Source organism: Streptomyces sp. GL_140 (genome assembly GCF_057834465.1).
The window spans coordinates 3721704-3740477 of record NZ_CM174404.1 but is presented as its reverse complement, the minus strand read 5'-3'; the positions used below and the strand labels follow the sequence as shown (position 1 = coordinate 3740477).

The 18774-nt window shown below is 71.0% G+C and carries 17 protein-coding genes; 14 read left to right on the top strand and 3 right to left on the bottom strand.

Features of this window, described 5'->3' with window-relative positions; all coding sequences use genetic code 11:
* Positions 1–42: 42 nt before the first annotated feature.
* Positions 43–1188 (bottom strand): peptidoglycan-binding protein, encoded by a 1146-nt coding sequence (locus AC3IYJ_RS17305; RefSeq protein WP_489402190.1) that lies wholly within the window; start codon positions 1186–1188, stop codon positions 43–45.
* Positions 1185–1697 carry a hypothetical protein gene (locus tag AC3IYJ_RS17300; protein WP_489402189.1) on the bottom strand — a complete coding sequence of 171 codons (513 nt, stop codon included), beginning with the start codon at positions 1695–1697 and terminating at the stop codon, positions 1185–1187. The genes AC3IYJ_RS17305 and AC3IYJ_RS17300 overlap by 4 nt, the downstream gene beginning before the upstream one ends.
* Positions 1698–1787: 90 nt before the next feature.
* Here AC3IYJ_RS17300 and AC3IYJ_RS17295 point away from each other — a divergent pair, with 90 nt between their 5' ends.
* Genes AC3IYJ_RS17295 through AC3IYJ_RS17285 form a run of 3 tightly spaced genes read left to right on the top strand, consistent with a single transcriptional unit; the run spans position 1788 to position 4739 of the window.
* Positions 1788–2486 carry a response regulator transcription factor gene (locus AC3IYJ_RS17295; RefSeq protein WP_489402188.1) on the top strand — a complete coding sequence of 233 codons (699 nt, stop codon included), beginning with the start codon at positions 1788–1790 and terminating at the stop codon, positions 2484–2486.
* Positions 2483–3772 (top strand): sensor histidine kinase, encoded by a 1290-nt coding sequence (locus AC3IYJ_RS17290; protein ID WP_489402187.1) that lies wholly within the window; start codon positions 2483–2485, stop codon positions 3770–3772. Before AC3IYJ_RS17295 ends, AC3IYJ_RS17290 begins: the two co-directional genes overlap by 4 nt.
* Before the next feature lie 34 nt (positions 3773–3806).
* Positions 3807–4739: a L,D-transpeptidase family protein gene (locus AC3IYJ_RS17285; RefSeq protein ID WP_489402186.1), complete on the top strand. Its 933-nt coding sequence runs from the start codon at positions 3807–3809 to the stop codon at positions 4737–4739.
* Here AC3IYJ_RS17285 and AC3IYJ_RS17280 read toward each other — a convergent pair.
* On the bottom strand, positions 4711–5379 hold the full coding sequence (locus AC3IYJ_RS17280) for a transmembrane-type terpene cyclase (RefSeq protein WP_489402185.1): 669 nt from the start codon (positions 5377–5379) through the stop codon (positions 4711–4713). The genes AC3IYJ_RS17285 and AC3IYJ_RS17280 overlap by 29 nt on opposite strands.
* Positions 5380–5554: 175 nt before the next feature.
* Between AC3IYJ_RS17280 and AC3IYJ_RS17275 the strand changes: the two genes are divergently transcribed.
* The 11 genes from AC3IYJ_RS17275 to AC3IYJ_RS17225 all read left to right on the top strand — a co-directional run bounded on the left by AC3IYJ_RS17275 (position 5555) and on the right by AC3IYJ_RS17225 (position 18746).
* A complete protein-coding gene (locus tag AC3IYJ_RS17275; protein ID WP_489402184.1) occupies positions 5555–6784 on the top strand; it encodes an FG-GAP-like repeat-containing protein in 1230 nt (409 codons plus the stop codon).
* 121 nt (positions 6785–6905) lie between these two features.
* Positions 6906–8153 (top strand): FG-GAP-like repeat-containing protein, encoded by a 1248-nt coding sequence (locus tag AC3IYJ_RS17270; protein ID WP_489402183.1) that lies wholly within the window; start codon positions 6906–6908, stop codon positions 8151–8153.
* 256 nt (positions 8154–8409) lie between these two features.
* A complete protein-coding gene (locus AC3IYJ_RS17265; RefSeq protein ID WP_489402182.1) occupies positions 8410–9357 on the top strand; it encodes a TIGR03619 family F420-dependent LLM class oxidoreductase in 948 nt (315 codons plus the stop codon).
* A gap of 11 nt (positions 9358–9368) precedes the next feature.
* Entirely contained in the window at positions 9369–10154 is a 786-nt protein-coding gene (locus AC3IYJ_RS17260; protein WP_489402181.1) for an SDR family NAD(P)-dependent oxidoreductase, read from the top strand.
* A gap of 115 nt (positions 10155–10269) precedes the next feature.
* The gene (locus AC3IYJ_RS17255) at positions 10270–11397 is read left to right on the top strand and encodes an LLM class flavin-dependent oxidoreductase (protein ID WP_371616405.1); all 1128 of its coding nucleotides are present in this window, start codon (positions 10270–10272) and stop codon (positions 11395–11397) included.
* Between the two features lie 283 nt (positions 11398–11680).
* The gene (locus tag AC3IYJ_RS17250; protein ID WP_489402180.1) at positions 11681–13420 is read left to right on the top strand and encodes an N-acyl-D-amino-acid deacylase family protein; all 1740 of its coding nucleotides are present in this window, start codon (positions 11681–11683) and stop codon (positions 13418–13420) included.
* Complete coding sequence (locus AC3IYJ_RS17245; RefSeq protein ID WP_489402179.1) at positions 13417–14904, top strand: aldehyde dehydrogenase family protein; 1488 nt, start codon at positions 13417–13419, stop codon at positions 14902–14904. Before AC3IYJ_RS17250 ends, AC3IYJ_RS17245 begins: the two co-directional genes overlap by 4 nt.
* Before the next feature lie 236 nt (positions 14905–15140).
* Entirely contained in the window at positions 15141–16709 is a 1569-nt protein-coding gene (locus tag AC3IYJ_RS17240; protein ID WP_489402178.1) for an APC family permease, read from the top strand.
* Between the two features lie 83 nt (positions 16710–16792).
* Positions 16793–17092: a hypothetical protein gene (locus tag AC3IYJ_RS17235; RefSeq protein ID WP_489402177.1), complete on the top strand. Its 300-nt coding sequence runs from the start codon at positions 16793–16795 to the stop codon at positions 17090–17092.
* A gap of 137 nt (positions 17093–17229) precedes the next feature.
* Positions 17230–18018 carry a bestrophin-like domain gene (locus AC3IYJ_RS17230; RefSeq protein ID WP_489402176.1) on the top strand — a complete coding sequence of 263 codons (789 nt, stop codon included), beginning with the start codon at positions 17230–17232 and terminating at the stop codon, positions 18016–18018.
* Between the two features lie 89 nt (positions 18019–18107).
* Positions 18108–18746, top strand: a complete 639-nt coding sequence (locus AC3IYJ_RS17225; RefSeq protein WP_489402175.1) for a LysE family translocator — start codon at positions 18108–18110, stop codon at positions 18744–18746.
* The last annotated feature ends 28 nt before the right edge of the window (positions 18747–18774 follow it).

The following is an 18774-nucleotide window of genomic DNA, read 5'->3' as shown; positions in this document are numbered from 1 at the left end:
GCTCGGGGGGTTCCGGCACTGCCGGGAACTGCTCGGTGTCGCTCATGACTTGGGGACTCCCACGTGCATGCCCTCCTTGAGGGCATCCCCCTTCACCTCGACCCGGCCGTTGCCGAACATGCCCAGCTCGACCTTGACCTCGCGCACCTTGCCGTCCTCGACGACCTGTACGCCGAATCCGCCGCCGGCCAGCGCGAGGAGCGCGTTGACCGGTACGGAGAGCACGCCCTTGCGGGTCTCGCCCGTCAGGTTCACCGAGACCGGGGACTGGTCGGGGCCCTTGGCGGCGGTGGCGTTGTCGAGGGTGACCTCGACCTCCACCTTCGGCTTCTTGCCGTCGCCACCGCCACCGCCACCGCCACCGCCCGCGGTCGGGTCGTCGGTGGTGGCGGTACTGCCCACCGATTCGATCTTGCCGTTGGCGGTGGCGCCGCCCGGCAGGCTCACGGTCACCGGGTCACCGGTCTTGACGGTGCCCGCCTTGGCCACGTCAAGCTGGAAGCGGACCGTGCGCTCGGTGCCGGTCAGCGTCAGTACGGGCTTGCCCGCGGCCGCCTCGTCGCCGACCGCCATGTCGTTCTTCTGCACCCGCTGCGGTCCGGAGGCGAAGGCGATGTCCTCCTTGCCGATCTCGCCGGTTTCCTTCATCTTGTGGGACTTCTGCCAGCGCTTGACCCCGGTGGCGGTGCCTTCGGTGAAGTTGCCGTCGGAGGGGTCCAGGCCGACGCCGAAGCCGAGGGCCTGGAGGTTGCGCTTGAGCTGCTTGACGTCCTCGCCCTTGTCCCCGGTCTTCAGGGTCCGGTACATGGGGGTGGTGCCGTACATGAGGTGCACCGGCTTGCCGTTGATCTCGTAGAGCTTGCCGTCGCGCTCGACGGCGGAGCCCGAGGGGGCGACCCAGGTCAGGGTCGCGGAGCCGGATCCGGAGCCCGCGCCCGTCCCCGCCGTGCCCGTGCCCGCTGCATTGAGCTTGTGTTCCTGCGCGTACCCGAGTGTCCCCTCCACCTTGAGCCCGGAGCTCAGGTCACCGCGCGTGACCGGCGCCGTCGCGTCCGGCAGACCGCCCGCGTGCTGCTTCCCGGTGTCCTTGCCGTCCGTCCCGGCCTGCGCAACGACCACGTACCCGCTGCCGGTGACGGCGAGGACGGCGGCCAGCGAGCTCAGGAGCCATTTCCCACGCTTGTTCACTGGTCAGCGCTGCACTTGTTCAGCTGCTTCTCGAAGGCGTCCTTGTCGACGCCCTTGGGTATCGACGTCGCGCCCCGCATGGGCCCGTTGACGTCCGGGTCCGGGACGTCGAAGCCGTGCTCACGCATGCACTTCGCCGACTTCAGGATCGCGTCCTTGGCCGCCTGCGAGATCCCGCCGCCGGAGCCCGGCCCCTTCATCCCGCACTTTTCCATGGCCTTCTTCAGCACCTCCTGGTCCGCGCCGTCGCCCAGGGTCATGCCGCGAGGGTCCTCGCCGGGCTTCGGGTCGGGGGCGTCGACGCCGTTGTCGCGCAGGCATTTACGCATCTTGAGGGCGTTGTCTGCGTCCGCACCACTGCCGCCGCCGTTGTTGCCCGCCGAGTTCGAGGAGTCCTTCTTCTCGTCCTTCTTTCCGTCCGAGCCGCCGGCACCGTCCGTGCACGCGGTGACGAAGAGGGTCAGGCCCGTGAGGAGCGCGGCCGTGGTCATAGTCGTGGTTCGCTTCATGCGACAGAGGTTGAGGGAGAAGGGGATTTCGCCTCTCTAAGCCCCCGCGCTTACGACGAGGAAATGTCCCCTTCCGGTAAAGAGGAGGGCATGCGAGTTCTGGTGGTGGAGGACGAGGAGTTCCTCCGGGAGATGATCGCCGAGGGGCTGCGCCGCGACGCGCTGGCCGTCGACGAGGCGAGCGACGGCCTGGAGGCCTTGCAGCGCCTGCGCCTGGGGGCCTACGACGTCCTCGTCATCGACCGTGACCTGCCGGGCCTGCACGGGGACGAGGTCTGCCGCCAGGTGGTGCGCGAGCGGCTCCTGACCCGCGTCCTGATGCTGACGGCGTCCGGGTCCGTACGGGAACGGGTGGAGGGCCTGGGCCTCGGCGCCGACGACTACCTCACCAAACCCTTCGCCTACGACGAGCTCCTCGCCCGTGTCCTGGCGCTGGGGCGGCGCGCCCAGCCGGCCCTGCCGCCCGTCCTGGAGGGGGCCGGGGTGGCCGTGGACACCGCGCGGCGCAGCGCGACCCGCGACGGGCGGCGGCTCGCGCTCTCGCGCAAGGAGTTCGCGGTGCTGGAGGCGCTGCTGCGGGCCGAGGGCGCGGTGCTGAGCAGCGACGACCTGATCGAGCAGGTGTGGGAGGAGGACACCTCCTACAGCACCAACGCGGTGCGGGTGACCCTCAGCAAGTTGCGCGCCAAGCTGGGCGAGCCGGCGCTGATCGAGACGGTGCCGGGGGCCGGGTACCGGATCGGCCGGAGTGGGAGCGGAAGCGGAAGCGGGAGCGGTGGTCCGCGATGAGAGCAGTGCTCCACTCCGAGCGCGCCCGTCTCACCGTCGTCTACGGCTCGCTGCTCCTCCTGGCAGGCGGCGGCCTCATCACCGTCATCAACATCCTCCTCCGCAGGGGCCTCTACCCCCGCATCAACGGCGCCGTCGCGACCACTGTCCTCGACACAGGTGTCACCGGGGCCGAGGGCGAGAGGTTGGCCGTCCCCGCCCTGCCGGCCGCCGTCGAGCGCGGCGCCGCGACCCGCGACCAGATCGCCAAGTGGCAGGCCACCAAGCAGCTCTCCGCCGCCGTCCAGGAGGCCACTTACCACGAGCTGCTCACCGTCTCCCTGGTCGCCCTCGCCATCTTCGCCGTCCTGTCCATGTGGCTGGCCTGGTGGATGGCGGGCCGCGTGCTGCGCCCCGTCGGCGTGATCACCGAGACCGCCCGCCGTCTCTCCGGCGCCAACCTCCACGAGCGGATCGACCTCAAGGCCCCGCCCGGCGAACTCAAGCGCCTCGCCGACACCTTCGACGGGATGCTCGACCGGATGGAGGGCCTGGTCGGGGCGCAGCGCCGGTTCGCCGCCAATGCAGCCCACGAGCTGCGCACCCCGCTCGCCGTCCAGCGCGCCGCCGCCGAGATCGGGCTGGCCGGGGACCCACCGCCGGAGAAGGTGGCCCGGATCCGGGACAAGCTCATCGGCGTCGCGGAGTCCAGCGAGCACCTCATCGAGTCCCTGCTGCTGCTGGCCGTCTCCGAAGAGGGCCTGGAGTCGGCGGAGCCGGTGGACCTGGCGGACCTGGCGGGGGCCGAGGCGTCCGCGGCCGAAGAGTCCGCCAGCGGGGAGTCCGTGGGAGGGGAGTCCGTCCACGGGGAGGACGGTCCCGCCTCCGCCCCCGCCCTGACCGTCGTACGGGAGCTCGCGCCGGTGACCGTCACCGGCGACCGGACCCTGCTCGGCCACCTGGTGCGGAACCTGCTCGCCAATGCAGTACGTCACAACCGCGCGGGCGGCAGCCTGTTCGTGGCGACCTCCGCCGACCGGGTGCTGACGGTCTCCAACACCGGCCCGGTGATCGAGCCGACGGAGGTTCCGCAGCTGCTGGAGCCGTTCCGGCGGCGGGGCGAAAGGCTCCACACCGCAGGTGAGGGCGCCGGGTTGGGGCTTTCGATCGTCGCCTCCATCGCGCGGGCGCACGGTGCGGAGCTGGCCGCCGAGGCCAATCCCGGGCCGGGCGGCGGGCTGACGGTCCGGGTCCGTTTTCCCGAGGTGCTGCGGGTCGGGGAAACGCCAGGGAGGCGGACCAGCTGATCAAAGTGAAGATCGGCTGTGTACGGTCGGGACAATGAGCAAGCACGCCCGAGCCCGCTCCCATTCGCCCCGACAGGACGGCCAGGACCGCCCGGACCGCCAGGAGCGTCCGTCCCGCATCGCCGGACGGTCCCGCCCCACCGGCACGCGACGCGCCCCCCGGGGCTCCCGCGCCACCTCCGGCGACGCCCGCGCACCGCGTTCGACGCGCCCCCTCGCGGCGGTGGCCGCGCTGGGCCTGCTCGGCTTCGGCGCGGGCTGGGTGTACATCGCCCAGGAGCCCCCGGCCAACGCCGCGGCGGCCCGGGTCGGCGCCGCCGACGCCGACGCCCGCCCGTCGGGCACCGACCGCGCGGCGCGCGGAGCCGAGCGCGACGGCCTCCAGGGCCTGACCGGGATAAGCGAGCAGACCCGGGCGAAGATCCCCGCCGACGCCCGCCAGCTCATCCTGGTCACGGGCAAGGCGAAGGACTCCTCGGAATCCACGGCTGCCCTGTACACGCGGGCTTCAGCCGGGGCCGACTGGGCGAAGAGCGCGAGCTGGCCCGCGCGCAACGGCGCCAAGGGCTGGTCCACGGAGCGCACGTACGGGGACCTGACCTCCCCGCAGGGAGTGTTCGCGCTCACCGACGCGGGCGGGCTGCTGCCGAAGCCGCCGGGCACGAAGTTCCCGTACGACCAGGACGAATCCTTCGTGGCGACGGGCCGCGGAGTGAACGGCGAGTCCCTGCGGGGTTCCTTCGACTATGTCGTCGCCGTCGACTTCAACCGCCGCACGGGGGTGACCCCGCTCGACCCGACGAAGCCGGAGGGCGAGACGAAGGGCGGCAACATCTGGCTCCACGTGGACCACGACGGCCCTTCCCAGGGCTGCGTGGGCATCCCGAAGGAAGCGATGAAGAAGGTCCTGGAGACCCTCGACCCGGCGGCGAAGCCGGTCATAGTGATGGGCCCGCAGGGCTTCTGAGGGCGCCGGAATCCACAGCACCGTCCGCCCGGCCCGCCGGGTCGCGGGCCAGCAGGGCGACGTACGCGAGGTCGAAGACGGCGCACAGCAGGCCCAGGCCGAGGATGAACGGCGCGTCCTCCAGGACTCCGAAGAGGAAGGTCGGCGCGAGCGTGCCGAGCCATTTGGCGACGGCGATGACCAGGGACTGTCCGCGCCGGCCGCGCCGGCCCGCGTAGAGGGCGATGAACAGCCCGGACATCAGCAGGTTCTGCAGGAACGCCGAGTAGCGGCTCGCCTCGTGGGTGCCGAAGTGGGCGACGAAGAGCCACTGCACGGCGAAGGCGCTCGCGAACACGAGCACGCTCCAGACGGCGAACGCCGGCCGGGTCACGAAGCCCGGCAGCTCGGCCCGCCCGTAGCGCAGGTACGTGTACACGATGACGACGTCGGCGACGGCCCACACCACGTTCACGACGGCCTGGGCCGTGACTCCGGAGTTGTGGAACTCGTAGAAGGCGTAGGTGGTTTCCCACGCGAAGTTCAGCGCGAGCGCCGCGACCGGCATCGCGTACGTCCGGTCCCGCAACCCCACCCGGATCGCCTCGACGTACACGACCGTCCAAGCCAACCCGCTGACCAGCGTCAAAAAGAGATCCACGCGCGCACCCTAGCGGCCGGCCCCGCGCTCGCACAGAGGACGAGGAACAACAGGTGTGCGAGCCAAAACTCGCCGGGGCTATGATCCGCTGATTCGAATCCGTGTTTCAGAGGGGCGCAGTCTTCCGCGGGCCCTTTGAGAACGCGGGTGTTCCGCACACATCCGGGGGGATTCTTTGAACTTTTCCGTTCCGCGCGCCCTTCGCGGCGCGCTCGTCGCCGCCGCCACGGCGCTCGCCACCACCGCCGGCCTGCTCGGCGGTGCCTCGTCCGCCCAGGCGGCGGGCGGGTACGAACGCTGCGCCTGGGGCTCGGTCTGCGTGTTCAGCGGGCCCGTCGGCACCGGGGACATGATGGTCGTCACGAGCAGCATGCCCAGCCTCGGTGCCTGGGACAACCGCATCAGCTCGCTCGCCAACTACAGCGACTACACGGTCTGCGTCAGCCCGGATCCCGACTTCGGCTGGCTCGGCGCCGTCCACTACTACACCGGCAGGGTGTCCTTCGACGAGAGCACGCGTCCGGACCTGGACAAGGCCGTCAGCTCGATCCAACTCCTGCCGAACGCGGAGGACTGCGGCACCTTCTCCACCTACCCGAACTGGTGGTCCGGCCAGGAACCGGCTGCGCGCCCCGCGTCCTCGGACGCCGAGGCCGCCTTCGGTGACTTCGACGGCCTCGGCCGCACCGACGTGCTCGGCCGCAACCGGTACGGCATGTTGTGGGCCGTGATCGGGGAGGACCGGGCCAAGACCCACCGCATCGGCACCGGCTGGGACGAGATGACCCAGCTCGTGCGCCACGGCGACTACAACGGGGACGGCAAGGAGGACGTGTTCGCCCGGGACAAGGGCGGCGCCCTGTGGTTCTACCCGGGTACCGGCTCGGGCCTCGGCGATCGGGTCGGCCTCGGTGGCGGCTGGAACGGGATGCGGGACCTGGCCGCGGCCGGGGACCTCACCGGTGACGGCAAGCGGGACCTGCTCGCCGTCGACACCGCCGGTGTGCTGTGGATGTACCCGGGCAACGGCAAGGGGTCCTTCGGTGAGCGTGCGAGCCTCGGCGGCGGCTGGGGCGTGATGAACGAGCTCGTGGGTGCCGGCGACCTGAACTCCGACCATCTCTCCGACCTCGTGGTCCGTGACACCTCCGGGCGGCTGTGGCTCTACCCGGGCAACGGCCGCGGCGCCTTCGGCGACCGCCTCCTGATCGGAACCGGCGGCTGGAACGGCCTCGCGGAACTGGCGGGGGTCGGCGACTACGACGGCGACGGTCACCCCGACCTCCTGGCGCACTCGCCCCGGGACAACTACCTGCTCCTGTACCCCGGGACGGGTGCGAAGGACGGCCACCTCGGCGATTCGAGGGTCATCGGCGGCGCCTCGGACGCGCACCTCGTCTTCTGAGCCCGCGGCCCGTGCCGAGGTCCCGGCTCCTTGCGGGCCGGGGCCCGGCCGTCCGGTTCTCACCCAACCCATCCAGTCCTCGGACTCCTCGGACTTCAGTACAGAACGGAACTCCTTCCCCATGACGCGACCCGGTTCCCGAACCCGACCGCGCGCCCTGCGGCGCGCCCTCGCCACGGCCGTCGCCACGGCCGCCTCGCTGGCCGCCCTGGTCACCGCCGCGCCCACCGCCGCCGCGGTCGACAACTCCCAGCGCTGCCCGGCGAACACGTTCTGCGTCTTCGAGGGCGGCAACTTCACGGGCGAGATGCGGACCTACTCGACCCCGCAGGCCGGGCTCGGCTCCTTCGACAACAAGATCTCGTCGCTGGTCAACAACAGCGGCCTGTACGCGACCGCGAACCTGGACGCGGACTACGGCGGCGGCTACCTCCTGGTGACCCCGCACAACGGGGCCATCGACCTGTCGGGCTCCATCCTGGACACGTACCAAAACTCGATCAGTTCCATCCGGATCGCCACCACCTACCAGGAGGCCGTCCAGGGCATTGCGTACATGGAATGGGTGGCGTGGCCCGAACGGCCGCGGCCCGCGCCGGTCCCGGCCGTCGCGGACTTCGCCGACCTCAACAACGACCGGATCGCCGACCTCCTCGAGCGTGCCGAGGACGGCCGCCTGTGGTTCCTGCCCGGGATCAGGGACGCCCAGGGGCATGCGCCGGGCAGGCTGCTCGGCGGCGGCTGGGACGCCATGACCCAGCTGGTGCGCCACGGCGACTACAACGGGGACGGCAAGGAGGACCTCTACGCCCGCGACACGGCCGGCCAGCTGTGGTTCTACCCGGGTCTCGGCACCGGCGGCTTCGGCAATCGGCTGGGTCTGGGCGGCGGCTGGAACACCATGCGCGAGATCAGCGCGGCCGGTGACCTGACGGGCGACGGGCGCGGCGATCTGCTGGCCCGCGACACGGGCGGCACGCTGTGGATGTACCCGGGTCTCGCCAACGGCGCCTTCGGCAACCGGTTGAACCTGGGCGGCGGCTGGAACAGCATGACCCAGCTCGTCTCGCCCGGTGACCTGAACGGCGACGGCCGGGCCGACCTGCTGGCCCGGGACGACTCGCGGCAGCTGTGGCTCTACCCGGGCAACGGCTCGGGCAGCTTCGGCGACCGCAAGCTGCTGCCCTACGCCTGGCCGTCGGACTCCCAGATCGTGGCCACCGGCGACGCCAACAGCGACGGCATCGTCGACCTGATGCGGCCCATCGGCTTCCAGGCCTTCGTGTACCCGGGCACCGGAACCGGCGGCCTGCGCGCCCCGGAGGCCAACATGGGCTGGGACACGTCCGCCGGCGTTTACGTCTTCTGACCCTCCCCCGGGGCTGCGGCCCCGACCGTTGCGACCCCGCGCCCTGGGCGCGGGGTCGCACGTCTTTCCGGCCCCCCTCTCGGTGACGGGAACCAGAACGGCTCCGACCGTCGCGGGCCCTGCCCTCGGTAGCCCCCCCGCAACACTCGGCCGGGTGAACCGCGCCCACCCCTTGCCTGACGACCCGTCAGCTACGACGATGGCCCCCGGCACCGGTATGACGAATCGGCAGACGAGGACGAGGCGGGTACGGCCCATGGCGCGCGTGTTTCCGGAGGGACGACTGGTCTACGGGATGCAGCTCCCTATCCAGTCGCAGAGCACCATCTACGCCGAGCCCTGGGAGGCGACCGCCGGGGCGGCCGATCTCGCGGCCGTCGCGCGGGCGGCCGACCGGGCCGGTTTCGGCTACGTCGCCACCTGCGACCACGTCGCGATCCCGCGGCGGATGGCCGGCCCGATGAGCACCATCTGGTACGACCCGGTGGCCACCCTCTCCTTCCTGGCCGGGATCACCGAGAACGTCCGGCTGCTGAGCCACGTCGCGATCCTCGGCCTGCGCCACCCGCTGCTCAGCGCCAAGCAGTACGCCACCGTCGACCACCTCTCCGGCGGCCGGCTGATCCTTGGCGTCGGGGCCGGTCACGTGCAGGAGGAGTTCGAGGTCCTCGGCGTGGACTTCGCGCGCCGCGGGGCCGTCCTCGACGAGACCCTCGACGCCCTGCGCGCGGCCCTCGGGCCGGAGGAGTACCCGGAGTTCGAGGGCGAGTTGTTCTCCTTCAAGGACCTCGGTCAGCTGCCCCGGCCCACCCAGGCCCGGATCCCCGTCTGGGTCGGCGGCTCCTCGCCGGCCGCCGTCCGCCGGGCGGCCCGGCGGGGCGACGGCTGGCTCCCGCAGGGGGACCCCCGGGACAGGCTCCCGGCGCAGATCGCCCGCATCAAGGAGCTGCGCGCCGAGGCCGGGGTCACCGACCCCATCGAGTTCGGCGCGATCACCGAGGCGCTCTACGTCGGCGAGCCCGGCTGGGACACCGGCCGCCGGACCCTGACCGGCAAGGCGGAGGCGCTCGCCGAGTCGCTGCGCGAGTACAAGGCGCTCGGCATCGACCAGATCCAGGTGCGCTTCCGCAACCGCGACCGGGCCGAACTCATCGACCAGATCACCGCTTTCGGGTCCGAAGTGGGACCCCTCCTCAACGACTAGGAGCTACGGGTATGGGCAAGCTGGACGGGCGCGTCGTCATCATCACCGGTGCGGCGCGCGGCCAGGGCGAACAGGAGGCCCGGCTCTTCGCGACCGAGGGCGCCAAGGTGCTCCTGGGTGACGTGCTGGACGAGCAGGGGGCGGCGGTCGCCAAGGACATCGGCGAGGACCGGGCCCGGTACGTTCGGATGGACGTGAGCCGGGAGGAGGACTGGGCGGCCGCCGTAGCGGCGGCGAAGGAGGCCTTCGGTCCCGTCAACGGTCTGGTCAACAACGCGGGGATCCTGCGCTTCAACGAGCTGACCGCGACCCCGCTGGAGGAGTTCCAGCAGGTGATCCAGGTCAACCAGGTCGGCGCCTTCCTCGGCATCAAGTCGGTGGCCCCCGAGATCGAGGCGGCCGGCGGCGGCACCATCGTCAACACCTCCTCGTACACGGGCCTGACGGGCATGGCGTACGTGGGCACGTACGCGGCGACCAAGGCGGCGATCCTGGGCCTGACCCGGGTGGCCGCGCTGGAGCTGGCCGCGAAGAACATCCGGGTCAACGCGATGTGCCCGGGGGCCGTGGACACCGCGATGGCGACCCCCGGGAACACGAATCCGGCGGAACTGCCCCAGGAGGCGCGCGACGCCATGGCGGAGCTCTACCAGCGCGTCGTGCCGATGGGCCGGGTGGGGCAGCCGGAGGAGATCGCGAAGCTGGCGCTGTTCCTGACCAGCGAGGACTCCTCGTACATCACGGGTCAGCCCTTCGTGATCGACGGCGGCTGGATGGCCGGCGTCAGCATCCTCTAGCCCGACTCCGCCGTATCTGATGGAGCGTCAGGTATTGACGCTCCCGCCCCCGCGATGGAACAGTCGTGACATCGAATCTGACGCAACGTCAGAAACAGAAGGACGGTGAACCCCCTTGGAATTCGGGCTCTTTGTGCAGGGATACGTGCCTGAGGCGCGGTCCAAGGTCGACCCCGAGGCAGAGCACAAGGCGCTGATCGAGGAGACCGAGTACGTCATTCAGGCGGACAAGTCCAACTTCAAGTACGCCTGGGCCTCCGAGCACCACTTCCTGGAGGAGTACTCGCACCTTTCGGCGAACGAGGTGTTCCTCGGGTACCTCGCTCACGCCACCGAGCGCATCCACCTCGGCTCCGGCATCTTCAACCCCCTCGCCCCGGTCAACCACCCGGTCAAGGTGGCCGAGAAGGTCGCCATGCTCGACCACCTCTCCAAGGGGCGCTTCGAGTTCGGCACCGGCCGCGGAGCCGGCAGCCACGAGATCCTCGGCTTCCTTCCCGGCATCGAGGACATGAACGGCACCAAGGAGATCTGGGAAGAGACCATCGCCGAGTTCCCCAAGATGTTCCTCCAGGAGGAGTACGAGGGGTTCCAGGGCAAGCACTGGTCGCTTCCGCCGCGGAAGATCTTCCCCAAGCCGTACGGCAAGGCCCACCCGGCCATGTGGTACGCCGCCGGCTCCCCGGCCTCGTACGCCATGGCGGCCAAGAAGGGCCTGGGCGTCCTCGGCTTCAGCGTCCAGAAGGTCTCCGACATGGCCTGGGTGCTGGACCAGTACAAGACCGCGATCCAGGAGGCGAAGGCCATCGGCGCCTTCGTCAACGACAACGTCATGGTCACCTCGACCGCGATCTGCGCCGAGACCCACGACAAGGCCGTCGAGATCGCCGTCAACGCCAACATGAACCGCTTCCAGTCGCTGGTCTTCCGCTACCACGACACCTTCCCGCGGCCCGAGATCATCCCCGAGTGGCCCGAGATCCTCCCCGAGTACAACGCGGAGATCGTTGAGCTCCTGATCGAGGAAGAGCTGCTCATCTGCGGCGACCCCTCCGAAGTCCGCGCCCAGTGCAAGCGGTGGGAGGAGGCCGGCGCCGACCAGCTCTCCTTCGGCCTGCCGACCGGGGTCAGCTACGAGGACACGATGACCACCATCAAGCTCATCGGTGAGCACGTGATCCCGCACATCGACACCGACCCGGTGCACCGCACCACGCGTTTCCGTGAGGCGTCGGGCTCCTGAGGAACGGGGGCGGCGTCTTCCCGGACCGCCGCCCCGCACCGGCCCCGGCCGGAGTCACGCCGTGGCTGCGGCCAGCCCGGCGGGCTCCGGCCCGGGCATGCGGGGGCTCCGCCCCCGCACCCCCGCGCCTCAAACGCCGGCGGGGCTGGAATTTCCAGCCCACCGGCGTTTACGCGCGGGCTGACGCCGGCCAAGTCCAGCCCCGCCGGCGATTGAGGCGCGGGGTCTGGGGTGACGCCCCAGGACGCGGCGCGCAACTCGAACCACCGGCAGAAGGGACGTCATGCTCGACCACCTGATCAAGGGCGCCACCGTCGTGGACGGGACAGGAGCCGCGGCCCGCGTGGCCGACGTGGGGATACGCGACGGCCGGATAGCCGTCATAGCCCCGCCGGGAACCGTCACCGAAGAGGCCATGAGCAGCGAGGACGCCACCGGCCTCGTACTCACCCCCGGCTTCATCGACCCCCACACGCACTACGACGCCCAGCTGTTCTGGGACCCGTACGCGACCCCCTCCATGAACCACGGCGTGACCACCGTCGCGGGCGGCAACTGCGGATTCACCCTGGCCCCCCTCAACCCGGCCCGCCCCGAGGACGCCGACTACACCCGCCGGATGATGAGCAAGGTCGAGGGCATGGCCCTCAAGGCGCTGGAGGAAGGCGTCGACTGGACCTGGTCCACCTTCGGCGAGTACCTCGACGCGCTCGACGGCCGCATCGCCGTCAACGCCGGCTTCATGGTCGGCCACTGCGCCCTGCGCCGGCACGTGATGGGCGAGGACGCCGTCGGCGGCCAACCCAGCGAAGAGCAGATGCAGCAGATGCTCGACCTCTTCCACGACGCCATGAACGCCGGCGCCTGGGGCCTGTCGACCACCCAGTCCTCCACCCACTCCGACGGCGCCGGAGCCCCCGTGGCCTCCCGGCACGCCGAGCCCGCCGAGCTCCTCGCCCTCTCCAAGGCGGTCTCCGAACACGAGGGCACCCAGCTCGAAGCCATCGTCGCGGGCTGCCTCGACCAGTTCGCGGACGAGGAGATCGACCTCTTCGTCGAGATGAGCGCGGCCGCCGGCCGCCCCCTGAACTGGAACGTGCTCACCATCGACGCCTCCGTCCCCGAGCGCGTGCCGCGCCAGCTCGTCCCGAGCGAGCGCGCCCGCAAGGCCGGCGGCCGCATCGTCGCGCTGACCATGCCGATCCTGACCCCCATGAACATGTCGCTGGGCACGTTCTGCGCGCTCAACCTCATCCCCGGCTGGGGCGACGTCCTCGGACTGCCCGTCCCGGAGCGGATCGCGAAACTGCGCGACGCCGACGTACGGGCCGAGATGCTGCGCCGCGCCGACAGCAAGGAGGCCGGGGTCTTCCGGCGCCTCGCCAACTTCGGGCGCTACGTCATCGGCGACACCTACAGCGAGGCGAACGAGGGCCTCTCGGGCCGCGTGGTCAACGACATCGCAGCCGAGCGCGGCCAGGACGCCTTCCACTGCCTGGTCGAGATCTGCGCCAACGACGACCTGCGCACGGTGCTCTGGCCCATGCCCACCGACAACGACCCGGCCAGCTGGGAGCTGCGCGCCGAAACCTGGCAGCACGAGGACGTCATGCTCGGCGGCTCCGACGCGGGCGCGCACCTGGACCGCATGTGCGGGGCCCCGTACACGACCCGCTTCCTCGGCGACTGCCTGCGCGGCCGCAAGCTGGTGCCGCTGGAGCAGGCGGTACGGATGCTCACGGACGACCCGGCCCAGCTGTTCGGGCTGCGCGAGCGCGGCCGGATCACCGAGGGGTACCACGCGGACCTGGTGCTCTTCGACCCGGAGCGGATCGAGGCCGGGCCGGCGACGCTCGTGCACGACCTGCCCGGGGACAGCCCGAGGCTGGACGCGCGGGCGATCGGCATGGTGTCCGTACGCGTCAACGGCGTGGAGACCATCCGCGACGACGAGATCACGGGGGCGATCCCCGGGATCGTGCTCCGTTCGGGCCGGGACACGAGGACGGTGAGCACCAGGTGACCACTCAGGACGATCCGCAGAAGCTCTACATCGGCGGCGAGTGGGTCGAGCCGGCCGGCGGGCACTACGAGGTGGTCAACCCGGCCGACGAGTCCGTGGTCGGCCTGGCCCCCGAGGCCACGCGCGGCCAGGTCGAGGACGCGGCGCGCGCCGCGGCCCAGGCCTTCGAGAGCTGGTCCCGTACGAAGCCGGAGGAGCGGGCCGCGATCCTGGACCGGGCCGCGGACATCATCCAGCGCGAGTACGAGCCGTGGGCGGCGCTCGCCCAGGCCGAGACGGGCGCCACGACGGGGATCGCCCGCGGCATGCAGGTCGGTGTCGGGGTGACCCGCTTCCGGCGGTACGCGAAGGGCGCGCTGGAGCCGGTCGAGCGCGGGCTGCCGCCCCAGGTCACCGACGCGGGCCCGATGGGCGCGGCGAGCGTGCTGGGCGCCCTGGAGATCCGCCAGCCGGTCGGGGTCGTCACCTGCATCACCTCGTACAACAACCCGTGGGCGAATCCGGCGGGCAAGGTGGCCCCGGCGCTGGCCATGGGCAACACGGTGGTGGTCAAGCCGGCCCCGCAGGACCCGCTGTCGGTGTTCAGGATGGCCGAGGCCCTGCACGAGGCCGGGGTCCCGGCAGGCGTGGTCAACGTGGTCTCCGGCACCTCGGTGGAGGTCGGCGAGGCGGCCGTGGACTCACCCGACGTGGACATGGTGTCCTTCACCGGCTCCACGGGCGTCGGGCAGCGCATCGCCGAGGTCTGCGGCCGGACGATGAAGCGGCAGCTGATGGAGCTCGGCGGCAAGGGTGCGGCGATCGTCCTCGCGGACGCCGACCTGGACGCGGCGGTGATGGGGATCGGCACCACCTTCTCCTTCTACTCCGGGCAGATCTGCACGGCTCCGACCCGGGTGATCGTGCACCGCTCGGTGTACGAGCAGCTGGTGGAGAAGCTGACGGGCTACCTGGCCTTCATGAAGGTCGGCGACCCGACGGTGCGCGGCACGGTGGTGGGCCCCGTCATCTCGGCGGCGCACCGGGACCGCGTGGAGTCGTACGTCGAGCTGGGGAAGAAGGAGGGCGCGCGGATCGCCTTCGGCGGCGAGCGCCCGGTGGTCGGTACGGAGGGGAAGGGCTTCTACGTGGCCCCCACGCTCCTTGTCGACTGCACGAACGACATGCGGGTGGTCCGGGAGGAGATCTTCGGCCCGGTCGTCGTGGTGGTCCCCTTCGACGGAGCCGCCGGAGACGACGAGGAGGCGGTGGCGCTGGCCAATGACAGCGACTTCGGCCTGCTCAGCTACGTCTGGTCCGGGGACGCGGCGCGCGCCTTCCGGGTGGCGCGGCGGCTGCGGGCCGGCGGGGTGGGCGTGAACACCATCGGGCGCAACATGGAGGCGCCGTTCGGCGGCTTCAAGCGCTCGGGGGTGGGGCGGGACGTGGGGTCGTACGCGCTGCATGCCTACAGCGAGATGCAGTCGATCGTCTGGACCGGCTGACACGGCCAAAGTCACACGGGAAAGTTTTTAAACGCCCAAAACGGGCAAGGCTGCGGTTTCCGCATACCGGAATGGAATGTCCGATCCCGTATGAACAGTGGGTCGATGCCCGAGGAAACCTTTCATTGCGAGTTCGTGAAGTCTCTCGACCTCAAGATGTGAAGGTCATCCGGGTTGTGGATATTCGGACTTAGGTCCTCCGGATGTGGAAACCGCAGCATCTAACGTCCTGACTCATGACACAGCTGGACGTTCGGCCCGAGGTCGGAGACACGGTAGGCGGCGGGACCCCCGAGGGCGACGTCCGCGGCAAGGGGCTCGGCAAGGGCTCCGTCGGCCTGGTGGGAAGCGCCGTCATCGGCATCTCCACCGTCGCCCCCGTCTACTGCCTGACCTCGACGCTGGGCTCCACCGCCGGCGAGGTCGGCGTCCAGATGCCGGCCGTCTTCCTGGCCGGCTTCCTGCCGATGCTGCTGGTCGCCTTCGCGTACCGCGAGCTCAACAAGGCCGTGCCGGACTGCGGCACCTCCTTCACCTGGACCGTGAAGGCCTTCGGCCCGCGGATCGGCTGGATGTGCGGCTGGGGCCTGGTGATCGCCACGATCATCGTGCTCTCCAACCTGGCCGGCGTCGCCACCTCCTACTTCTGGCTGCTGGCCGGCGAGATCACGAGCAACCCGGCGATCTCCGCCCTGGACGACAACAAGCTCGTCCACATCGCCACCTGCCTCACCCTCATCGCGGCCGCGACCGCCATCAGCTACCGCGGCATGACGGCCACCAAGGGCGTCCAGTACACCCTGGTCGGCCTCCAGCTCGCCGTCCTCGCCATCTTCGTCACCATGGCCTTCCAGAAGGCCTCGGCGGGCACCTTCGACACCGGCCTGGACTTCTCCTGGCAGTGGATGAACCCCTTCGCGGTCGAGTCGATGGCGGCCTTCACCGCCGGACTCTCGCTGTCGATCTTCATGTACTGGGGCTGGGACGCCTGCCTCGCCACCAACGAGGAGACCACCGGCTCCGCCAAGACCCCCGGCCGCGCCTCGCTCATCGCGATGGTCGTCCTCGTCGGCTCCTACCTGGCCACCGGCATCGCCGCCCAGATGGCCGTCGGCTCCGGCACGGCCGGCTTCGGCCTCGGCAACCCGGAGACCTCCGGCAACGTCTTCGCCGCCCTCGCCGGCCCCGTGATGGGCCCGATGCTCGGCATCCTGCTCTTCGTCGCCGTCCTCGCCTCGGCCACGGCCTCCCTGCAGACCACCTTCATCCCGGTGGCGCGCACCGTCCTGGCCATGTCCACCTACGAGGCGCTGCCGCCCTCGTACGCGAAGGTCCACCCGAAGTTCAAGACCCCCGGCCGGGCCACCGTCATGGCGGGCGTCGCCACCGGAGCCTTCTACACCGTGATGACCCTGGTCAGCGAGAACGTCCTGACCGACACGATCTTCGCGCTCGGCCTGATGATCTGCTTCTACTACTCGCTGACGGCCTTCGCCTGCGCCTGGTTCTTCCGCGGCGACCTGCGCAAGTCCACCCGCGACCTGTTCTTCAAGGGCGTCTTCCCCGTCCTGGGCGGCCTGCTCCTGGCCTCGGTCTTCTTCAAGACCCTCTACGACGCCTGGAACCCGGCCTACGGCTCCGGCTCCACCATCCCCGGCCTCGGCGTCGGCAGCGTCTTCGTCATCGGCGTCGGCCTCCTCGCCCTCGGCGTGGTCGTCATGTTCGTCACCGAACGCCGCAACCCGGCCTTCTTCCGCGGCGAGGTCCTCACGAAGTCCACCCCGGCCCTGGTGGTCGAGGACTGACACCGGACGCTCCACGCACCCCCGCCGTGTCATCCCCGCGGCGGAGGCGGTGACCGGGACGCGGCGGGGTCGTTGGGTCGGGCATGAACGCCATCAAGCGCAGCCTTGCCGCTCTGGTCCTGACCGGGGGAGCGGCCCTGGCCCTGACTCCCGCCGTCGCGTACGCCGCCGACGAGCCCGACATCCAGGGGCCCCCGATCACCCAGCGCGTCAGCGACATCGTGGACCACCCCGGGGGCGCCGTGAAGGACGCGAAGACGGCGGTGGAGGTCACCGCCACGGCCGCCGGGACCGCCTCGAAGGCGACCGACGCCTCGCTCTCCGGAGCCGGTACGGCGATCACCGCCGGGCTGCCGAAGGCCCCGAAGGTGCGCGGGGCCTGAGGCGGGACGGGGCCCGAGGCGGAACGGGGCCCGAGGCCGTCCGGGGCTGGAGTCGGACGGGGCTCCGGCCGCCCCGGCCGGGGGTTCGCGCTGATCTACGGGAGGGCCGTCCGGGCGGTGCGGTCGTTGATCAGCTCATGATCCTCTGGCTGCTCAATCACCTCAGCACCTTTCTGCTCGGCGTCGTCCTCGTCGGCGGCTTCGTCTCCCTCGCGATCCTCGGCAGCCTGGCCGCCCGCCGCCGCTTCCCGCACCTGGCGGGCGGCGAGCACAACGAGATGGTCGGAGTCGCCCTCGGCATGTTCGGCGCGATCTACGGCATCATCCTGGCCTTCGTCGTCGTCACCCTGTGGACCCAGCTGGAGAACACCCAGACCATCGTCGCCACCGAGGCCACCGACCTGGCCCTGGTGGTCCGCAGCGCCGATGCCTTCCCGTCGGCCGACCGCGACCGCATGGACCGCGCGGTGGGCGACTACGTCCATGCCGTCGTCGAAATCCAGTGGCCCCTCATGCGCGAGGGGCGGCCCAGCTACGAGGCCACTGCCGAGCAGACGCACGCCCTGTACACGGCCCTGCAGTCCTTCGAGCCCGCCGGTCCTCGGAGCGAGACCTTCTACGGGGAGGCCGCCGGCCGCCTGAACGACGTCGCGGCGCAGCGCCGGGCGCGGGTGACGATGGCCGAGTCCTCGCTGCCGATGCTGCTCCAAGTGCTCGTCTACGGCGGCGCGCTGGTGATCCTCCCGCTCACCTTCCTCTTCGGCCTGCGGAGCCTGAGGATGCAGCTGCTGTTCGTCTCGGCGGTGGCCGGACTGATCGGCTTCAGCCTGCTGCTGGTGATGGCGCTCGACCGCCCCTTCGCGGGCGACCTGGCCGTGAGCCCGGCCCCGTACAAGGAGGCGGCCCTGGCGCAGTTCTGGCGCTGAGGCCTCGCGGGGGCGGCGCGGGGCGGGCGGGTGGTCCCCCGCGCGAAAATGGGTTTCCGTACCCGTCGGGGCGCGGGGACCATGGGTGGATGGTGTCCACTGACCGCTTGCTCGCCTTCGCCGCCATGTCGCTGCTGCTCATCGTGATCCCCGGGCCCAGCGTGCTCTTCGTCATCGGACGGGCACTGTCCCAGGGGCGCCGGGCCGTCCTGACCACGGTGGCGGGCAATACCGCCGGGGCGTACGTGCTGGTCGTCGCCGTGGCCTTCGGGGTGGGCGCGGTGGTGGAACGTTCCCTCCTCGTCTTCACCGCGCTGAAGCTCGCGGGCGCCGCGTACCTGGTCTACCTGGGCTTCAAGGCGTTCCGCGCACGCCACTCCCTGCGGGCCGAGTTCGGCGGGGAGGGGGCCTCGTACGGGACCTGGCGGTCGCTGTGGGAGGGGTTCGCCGTCGGGGTGGCCAACCCCAAGACCATCGTGTTCTTCGCCGCGGTCCTCCCGCAGTTCGTGGAGCGCGACAAGGGGCACGTCACGGCGCAGATGCTCCTCCTGGGGCTGGTCTTCAACGCCATCGCTGTGGTCTGCGACAGCACCTGGGGCCTGGTAGCCGCGACCGCCCGCGGCTGGTTCGCGCGCTCGCCGCGACGACTGGCCATGGTCGGCGGCGCGGGCGGACTGGCGATGATCGGTCTCGGCGTCACGGTGGCGGCGACGGGGCGCAAGGACTGAGACTGGGGGCGTGCGGGCCTGGTTTCCG